The sequence below is a fragment of the Gordonia sp. (in: high G+C Gram-positive bacteria) genome (genome assembly GCF_049647785.1).
Lineage (GTDB): Bacteria > Actinomycetota > Actinomycetes > Mycobacteriales > Mycobacteriaceae > Gordonia.
Genome location: NZ_JBARYI010000046.1, coordinates 1 through 6299, shown reverse-complemented (window position 1 = coordinate 6299; position 6299 = coordinate 1). Strand labels below are relative to the sequence as shown.

Below are 6299 nucleotides of genomic sequence, written 5' to 3'. Positions count from 1 at the left end.
CGATCGTTTCCGGTGGTGTTGGTGAGGTGTCGGTGCAGTACAACTCGTCGCTGCGTCAGTGGCTGATGATTTCGACCGACGTGTTCCATAACGGCATTGTGCTGCGTCAGGCAAACAACCCGATGGGCCCGTGGACCGATGCACGCGTGATCGCTTCGGGCAAGAACTACCCGTCGATTTACGGTGCGAACATTCACCCGTCGAGCACCGGTAATGACTTGTTCTTCACGATGTCGCAGTGGTCGAGCTACAACGTCTACCTGATGCATACGACGGTGACGCGTCAGGGCGTTCCGGGTCCTCGCCCGGGTAGCCCCGCCATCCCGCTGCCGGGTGGTCAGGGCTTGCCCGCAGGACCTGCACCGGACCTGCCAGCTCCGACGTTCGATCTCCGCCTGCCCGACTCGATGGGCGGCGGCACACCGAACCCGAAGGCACCGAACAAGCCGAGCTAGGCCGGGGCGGTGTCAGGACGTGTGGTTGCGTTCTTGTCCGAATTTTGAGAAGTGGGGAGCGTCTAATGACAAGTCCGGATACGACACCGAAGAAGGTCGTGCCTCCTCCGACTGTGGTGGCACCGGGGGCAGATGCGACGCCTACGCCTGCCGATCAACTCCCACAGTCCACGCAGCCTGATCCGAAAACAACCGTCGATTCAAACCCAACGACGACTCAGGAGCCCGAGAAGGCCCCGACCGGTCATTTCGGGAGCGGCGATATCCTGCTCATCGTTAAAAAGAAGGAACCGGCGTCGGAAACGATTCCGGAGGACGACCTCAAAACAGGCAACATACCCGCCAATGTCGATACACAAGCGATTGTCACAGAGGATCTTAATGTCTTAAATGGCCAGTCACCCGACGGCAAAGGGGTTGCGACGCCTGAGCAGATTGACGCGGTAAACCGGCGTGTCAACAGGTACGCGGACCTGCCCGACAAGACGCTAAATCTCGCTGATGCGGGACTCGATGCCAATGTTGACCGAACTCAGTACGATTACGCGACGCTTCTTCTCCAAGGTTTGGCGGGCAAGAGCGGGAATGGCGTCGACAATACGCGGAAGATCTTGGATAAGAATCCGAATCTGAAATTACCGATATCCAAAATGATGCAGTGGACAACTGATGAAAACATCGTCAGTACGGTCACTCCCAATGTGGGTAAAGAAGCCCAACGTCGTGGCGGCGCACACAATCTCCCCCGGGATTTTCAGGCGTCTCTTGATAACCTTACTATCGACGTCGAACCTCAGGGTGGGAAGCCAGAAACGGCGCTTCGAAAAGATAACTATGATCGCAACGTCTGGATTGCCGATCTCGCAGCGATGTCAACAAGGGGGTCTCTCGAGAACCCCCGCCGTTATATGACGGGAACTCGTCTCAATGACCTCGTTCTTGACGCAGGTCGGCGATATCTCGATCTCCAGCGTGATGCGCAAGCGGGCTCGTGGAGAAGTCCTGGATTTGCGGTTGAGATCGACAAGTCTTCGGACTTCCGCAAACAACCACCATTCATGCCTGAACAGAGGGTCGCAGCGCCCAATGGGAAGATGATGAATATTTTCTATCCCGACCACATGAAGACGACTCTCGCGGAGCCGTTTATCGATGCGGTGGCGTTGGATAAATCGGCCGTCCGAAAAGCTTTTGAAAATAAGGAAACGGGCGTCGACTTCGTTAAGGATCTAAATACGCATAATTGGAATGATGACGGTTTAGCGATCGGCAAGCTGTATTCATTCGACGACGCCGATTTCGATGTCGATAATAGCAAGAACCCGTTGGATGTTGCGCGTGCTGACCGTGCGGCAAGAATTATGAGTATCACCGCCAATATCGCAACTTCCGATCAGGGATTCCCGCTGTTTACTAATTTGGTTGGCGTTAACGGTCCGCCAACTTTGGGGAAGGCTAATCCGTATCTGGCAAGAGCGCTGTCGAAGTCTTTTGCCCCGTATATCGACGATATGATGGATGCGCCACCGCCTCGAGGGAATCGTCATCGGGGCTGGACTGCATTTGTGAACGATGACAAGCGGACGGTTGCGACTCTTCGATATCCTGAATACGGATAAAGAGGCGGGCGAGCGGATGCAATCTGCTGTCATGCAGAAGCAGCAAGAGTGGAACCAATATTACGGCAATGATATGGCGGCTGGTAAACCTGGATCCCTGTGGCTACAAAAGTCGGGACACTTGGCTGGATTATTTGACAATGGAATGAACGCGGCGATTGACCGCGAATTTAATGATGCTACTAAGGCTGCCGCTGAAGTTGCTCAGCGTAAGACCAACGCGGCCACGAATTTCGTAGAGGCCTTGAGTTTTGGGGTCGATTTCATACCGGGTTCAAAGTTGGTCACAAAGATTGGCACGACTGCATTTAATACCCTGAAGACGACCGGCAGCATGAAGATGGCGGGCGAGGACAAATCCATACTCGAGAAGATGCTCATAAGTGGCCCCGTCGAGGCGAATCGCCGAACTGCGGATAAGGCCAAGATGGCCTCGGATGTAATGCAGTACCAGATTTTGAGCGCGAGCGGCGACCTGCGAAAGAAGCTTAAGGGGCAAGATCTGGCGACGTATGCCCCCTATCTGGACAAGCAGACCGGTAAAATACTCCCGTACGATCGGCTGGTCGCGAAAGTTGCGCAGCAGGAGAAAGTCTCGGCGAAAAATGCAGGAGACCTCACGAGTTCGGTCATAGTCAATATGACCGGAAAATCGGGTATCGAGTTCCATGATATACATTTGTACTCTGAGAGGTATGATGATGCCCTCGCGATCGGCGAATAGTAGGAGCCTAGATAGTTGATGCCCGTTGAAAGCGTTGAATCGCGCCGAAATTTATTCGGTCTCCGTCGTAATGCTCGAAATCTAGTTTTGATGCTTACACTACTCGTTGGCGTGTCGGCATGTTCGTCCGGTCCAGAGCAAAGCCATGCTCCGACGTCGGCCGTTGTGAAACCGCCTGCGATTTTCAGTCCTTTTGTATGGTCGGCGGGCCAGGGAGTGGACTTGATGGCCCGACATGGTGAGTTGACGCGAGCGACCATTGAAGCTGCAATGTTGTATATGGCGCGGCCGAGAGACGATCTGTTTCCCGGGTATTTTGCGGCGCGTGATCGATCTACGGTGCCGGTGCCGAAGGATGTGGAGCCTTTCCTTTGGTGGGGTGGGGGCCGTCCTTACGACCCATATTTGTCAGCGCACGAAACGCGTTTTGCGCACATCGTTTCAACAGGAATGCGGGGAAAGTTCCTTACCTCTCGGGTATGTAGCTTCGCTGTGAATACACCTGACTATGACGACTCGGTTGAACCCGAATTGGCGAGTGGTTCATCGATTAGGGATCCGGCAAATGTTATTGAGATTCTTTTCGAGCGTCTTGGGGAGAATGAAGGGCTCCCGGGAATTCCAGACAAAGGTCAGAAAGTTGCTGCGGGAACGGATATTCGCGTGCCGTCTTGGGATGTGTTCAGTGGCTGGAGCATAGGCGTGATTTACCCGATGAAAATTGTGCTTCCTGGGCCGGGTGTTTTGCAATTTATCGATGAGTGTCGTTCTTGGCAATTGCGGATGCAGAAGCAGTTGAATCTTCCGGACGATTATTTTACTGCTCGATTGCCTCGAGGTGATCAGTTCCCTCGGTGGATTGGTCCGCCTGGGCTCAGGAACTAGTATCTTTTCCAGATTTCGATTCGTGGGGAGCGAATAATGGCGGATCCGCCAACAACAAAAGTAACCGTGCCACCTGTGGCGGACAAGCCGGCGCCGACCGCTGCGCCAGCCCCGACAACGCCGGTGTCGACGACAACTCTCACAGATCCTGAGCCCAACCCGAAACCTGCTGCTGGGGACCCTCAAAACCCACCCCCGGAGACTGCACCGGATGGGACTCCGGGAGCCTGGCATATCCCGATGAAGATTGTCGCAAAGCCGAACACCGAGATCTCGGCTTTTGTCGACAAGGACGGGGACGGGGTCGACGATAAAACAGGGAAGCCCGTAGATAACGATTCCGAGCCTGGTATCACTGAAGTCGCCAAATTAACGCCTGAGGATCAGGCCAAGATCGACAAAGATGCGACAGTCAATGGTCCTCCAACTGAACCCCAGCTCCCAGAAAAACCTGCAGATTCCGATACAAACAAGCAGTATCAAGAAGATCTGGCTAAGTATGGCAATAAGAAACTCGAATACGATAACGCAAAGCGTAGCTATGATGCGGCATCGGCGCGGATTCAAGCAGCAATGCAGCTTGCTGAAGAACAAAAGCAAGCGCTAGACCGTGGCGAGATTGTTACCTTAGATTCCAAAAAGGCAAGGTATATCACAGCCTTCTTGAAGGAGGCTGCGGGCAATGGGGACAATTCCGATCAACTGATCGACTTCACAGAGAAGAATCCCGAATTAAAGGCGAGCATCAGTGCGGGCCTTTACTTGGTGACCAGCGAGCAGGTTAGGCAGGGTAAGAAAGGCCCGGTCGGTAGCATTGATAATCCCCCGAAGGGGGTCCGGAATACCCTCACGAAGCCGGTCAGCATCGAGGACTGGGAGCGGACGAATCCGAATCAGGTCGGCGGGATTGGGCCGTTCCCCGGCAAGTCCTGGGGTTCAGACATCCCTGATATTCGCCGCTATAAGGATCTGGCAAACTTACTAGGGGCGAGTGATCGGCGATACAGAACCAGTTCTGCGATTGACGAGCAACTTACATATCGAGCAGGTGAGATCGCAAGTGCGATGAACGATGTTCGAGAGGCTGGAGCTATCTTGGGCTCAAGGCATCTCGACGATGATCGAACTGAGGGCCTCTTCAGTGATACCTTAAATGAGATGCTCGCGGTCTCGGGTGACGACGAGCAGGCGACTGTGAAAGCCCTGTCGCAACCCAATTCGAGAAAAAACATAATTGACCCTTTGCTCACGCATGACTGGGCTGGGAAAGACCTCATTAATGGCCAGGTGAACACTCAATTTGGTGTAAACAAGGTCTTTTCGTCAATCGAGAAGAATCCGCGCGACCCAACCGTTCAAGCGGCGGCTAACAATGTTGCACATGCGCTATCCAACAACTCATTGCTCAACCATCGATTTGGCCGCGACTCCAAAACAAAGCAACTCGGTGATGCTTCACCGGGATTGGTTCGGACGTTGGCTCAGTCGCTGAGTCCGTACTATGCAGATCTTGCAGGTTACGAAATTGCTGATTCTGCTGGCAAAGAAATCTATCCTGGTGTAGAGGGTCTTACTGGAAAGAATCAATTTACGGACTTGCTTTCAGTGCTTGCGACAGACGTGGAGGCCGGATCGACGGTGACCCAGCACGTGCGAAGTCAAGCTGACTACATTGTGGAACAGTTTGGTCGGGGAGCCGTCGGCGCTGATGCGATCAGGATCGCGGGTGCGATGGATAATTCCTTGATGAATGCCGTGGATAAAGTTATCTCAAGTGATATCGATAAACAGCGGTATCGAGCGAGCATCAAAGCCGCAAAGGAATCCGCTAATTTTGATGCTGGGCGGTCATTTGTGCTTGGGGCGGTTGGTGAGATTCCGGCAGTGGGGAGTCCTGCTGCGTCGATCCTGGGCGTAGGGTCCGAGTACTTTAAGTTGGGTTCGCTGGGCGTCCTAGACCTTTCGCAAGTTGAGTCGAGTAAAGCAGTACTAACCCAGATGATGCCGACGAAAGATAAGAGTACGTACATAACCGACAAGACGACTGATGCATTCTTTGCAGAAAATCCTGAACTGGAACGCCAGTTTTATAGGGATAACCCACGATATGCAAAGGGTGCTCCAGGGTGGGAGGAGAATAGGCAGACTGGGAATTTCGATGGAGCGCGAAAGAAGTTCTTGGAAAAGCACGGAATTCCAGTCAAGGAGGCGATAACGCTTTACGACGGCCGGTACGGTCTCGACTATGAGGAAGATACCGAAATCACCCGGTATAGTGAGGAGTCTTGGAGGGAGAGTCAAGAGGAGCGGCGTCGGAAAGGAAATCGGAACGGTGATAACTGACTTCGGTGTTGTCGGGTTGCGGACTTTGAAGTTGGCGTTGGTGTCGATGGTCCTTCTGCTCTTGGCAACTGGATGTGCAGCACAGCCTCATGCTGCCGATGAGGGGGCAACCACGCAAGCTTCAAGTGACTGGCCTGTGCCGTACTTTAACTGGGATCAACGGGGATCTGTCGTGGATCTGTCGTCCCAGGTTGGAGCGGTGGTGCGGGCGTCTATGGAGTCGTACTATCTCTTGGGTTCTGCGGAGAATAAGGCGACAGCTTTGGCTTCTGT

The 6299-nt window shown here is 53.6% G+C and carries 5 protein-coding genes; all 5 read left to right on the top strand.

Translation table 11 applies throughout. The features are described 5' to 3' along the window. Positions 1-455: DUF4185 domain-containing protein (locus tag WBA38_RS07010; RefSeq protein ID WP_424322377.1), on the top strand; the 455-nt coding region annotated here is incomplete at its 5' end. 65 nt (positions 456-520) lie between these two features. Then, complete coding sequence (locus WBA38_RS07005; RefSeq protein WP_424322376.1) at positions 521-2074, top strand: hypothetical protein; 1554 nt, start codon at positions 521-523, stop codon at positions 2072-2074. 31 nt (positions 2075-2105) lie between these two features. Continuing rightward, positions 2106-2798 (top strand): hypothetical protein, encoded by a 693-nt coding sequence (locus WBA38_RS07000; protein ID WP_424322375.1) that lies wholly within the window; start codon positions 2106-2108, stop codon positions 2796-2798. A gap of 492 nt (positions 2799-3290) precedes the next feature. After that, the gene (locus tag WBA38_RS06995) at positions 3291-3683 is read left to right on the top strand and encodes a hypothetical protein (protein ID WP_424294899.1); all 393 of its coding nucleotides are present in this window, start codon (positions 3291-3293) and stop codon (positions 3681-3683) included. Between the two features lie 240 nt (positions 3684-3923). Next, positions 3924-6026 carry a hypothetical protein gene (locus WBA38_RS06990; protein WP_424322374.1) on the top strand — a complete coding sequence of 701 codons (2103 nt, stop codon included), beginning with the start codon at positions 3924-3926 and terminating at the stop codon, positions 6024-6026. The last annotated feature ends 273 nt before the right edge of the window (positions 6027-6299 follow it).

Coding starts and splice junctions, on each gene's coding strand:
- WBA38_RS06990 (WP_424322374.1), top strand. CDS start 3,924: ATGAAGATTGTCGCAAAGCCGAACACCGAGATCTCGGCTTTTGTCGAC.
- WBA38_RS07000 (WP_424322375.1), top strand. CDS start 2,106: ATGCAGAAGCAGCAAGAGTGGAACCAATATTACGGCAATGATATGGCG.
- WBA38_RS07005 (WP_424322376.1), top strand. CDS start 521: ATGACAAGTCCGGATACGACACCGAAGAAGGTCGTGCCTCCTCCGACT.